The organism is Curtobacterium sp. MCSS17_011, from assembly GCF_003224275.1.
In the GTDB taxonomy this organism is placed as follows: domain Bacteria; phylum Actinomycetota; class Actinomycetes; order Actinomycetales; family Microbacteriaceae; genus Curtobacterium.
Map to the genome: position 1 here is coordinate 1 of NZ_QKLE01000057.1, position 1,806 is coordinate 1,806.

The 1,806-nt window shown below is 75.9% G+C and carries 1 protein-coding gene and 1 pseudogene; both read right to left on the reverse strand.

Features of this window, described 5'->3' with window-relative positions:
- Positions 1-810: pseudogene (locus DEJ17_RS17425) on the reverse strand (hypothetical protein); the annotation flags it as partial.
- Between the two features lie 87 nt (positions 811-897).
- Positions 898-1,710, reverse strand: coding sequence for a hypothetical protein (locus tag DEJ17_RS17430; RefSeq protein WP_146239766.1), 813 nt, complete (start codon positions 1,708-1,710; stop codon positions 898-900).
- Positions 1,711-1,806 lie beyond the last annotated feature (96 nt).

Genomic DNA, 1,806 nt, shown 5'->3' on the forward strand with positions numbered 1-1,806 from the left:
CGAGGTCGAACCACCGGCCGCCGGAGCGGTACCGGTACCGGTACCCGTGCCCGCGGCGGGCGCCGTGCCCGTCGCGGTCCCGTCACCGAGGACGCCGATCCCGTTGCCGCCGATGGTCACCGGGACGTCGACCAGACCGGTCACCTGGGTGCCGGAGAGCAGTCCGTCGGTACCCGAGGTGCTGGCCGGCGCCGACGGGGCGTCGGCGGCCGGCGCCGGCGTGGTCGCCGACGGGGCGGTCGAGGTCGACGCACCGTCACCGAGGACACCGATCCCGTTGCCGGACACCGTCACGGGGACGGTCACGGCCGGGGCGACCTGGGTGCCGGAACCCGTGCCGTCCTCGCCCGAGGTGCTCGGAGCGGGAACCGCAGGAGCGGCAGGCGCCGGAGCCGGAGCCGGGGCTGCAGGCGTCGGAGCTGCCGCGGGTGCGGCGGCCGAGACCGCGTCACCGGCGACGGCCACCGCGTTGCCGCCGACCGTCACCGGTGCTGCGACGTCCGGCACCACCTGCGTGCCCGCGAGCGTGCCGTCCTCGCCCGAGGTGCTCGGGGCAGGAGCGGTCGTGGCCGGAGCAGGCGCCGGAGCGGCGGGCGTCGAGCCGGTCGCCGTCGACACCGCGTCGCCGAGCACGGCGATCGCGTTGCCGCCGAGGGACACCGGGGCGTCCACGGCGGGGGCCACCTGGGTGCCCGAGACGGTGCCGTCGGCACCGGATGTCGTGGCCGCGTTCGCCGCAGCCGTGCCGCCGAGCGTGAGCCCGCCGACGAAGAGGGCGAACCAGAGCCCTCTGGAGACGTACTTGTTCATGGTCGTACTCCCTGATCGAGATCGTCACCGACCGCGGACGCAGCCGGGATGTGTGCGTGCCTGCCGTGGCGGACAGGCGCACCGATCTCAGTCAGGGGCGACGTCGTGCTCGCCGACGACGGATGCGGGGACCGCGTCGTCGGAGAGCGTGCCGCGAGACCCCGCGGCGAGGGAGACGATGTCGTCGGTCGAGCCGACGATGCCGACGGCTGCTGCGCCGCCGGAGGCCGAGGAGGCGCTGCCACCGAGCACGCCGGCGTCAGCTCCGTCGAACGGGAGCCCGTGGCCCTCGCCGTCCGCGGGGACGAGCAGCGCGTGCCCGCCGAGGGTCGCGTCCTGCGCCTCGACAGCCGCGATGACCGGGCCGACCGTGGCCGTCGTGACGGGTGCGGCGAGCGGCTCCGACGGGCGCAGCCCGGTGGAGCGATGACCCACGGTGTCGGCGGCGATGGGGCGTTCGGGTGCCGGGGCCCTCTGCGTGGGGACGGTTCCGGGCCGGACGGGTGCGTTCGCGACCGGTACCGACGGGACGGGCCCGGCGGACGGGTTCGAGCCGCCGCCCACCGGGAGCGCGGGGACGTCGACGACGGGGTCCGTGCCTCCTGGCAGGGTGCCGCCGACGGACGGGACGACGCCCTCGACCACGTCGGGAACGGTGCCGACGGTCGTTCCGACCGAGCCGAGCGTGTCGTCGACCAGGCCGGTGACCGGGCCGGTGACGGTGCCGAGGGTGTCGTCGCCGAGGACCGTGCCGACCACCGGGACGCTGCCGACCACGTCGTCGACGGTGTCGACGACCGCGGTCACGGGGCGCGCGTCGGTAACGCGTTCCACGGTGCCGGTGACGGGGCGCAGGACGTTCGCGACGGTGTCGGTGACCGGCCGGGAGGCGCTGGTCACCTGATCGACGACCTGTCGCACCGGGCGCGTGGCCGGGCCGGCCGCGGGGGCGGTCGTGGAGGGCTCGGCAGCAGGGGCTGTCTCTTATACACATCT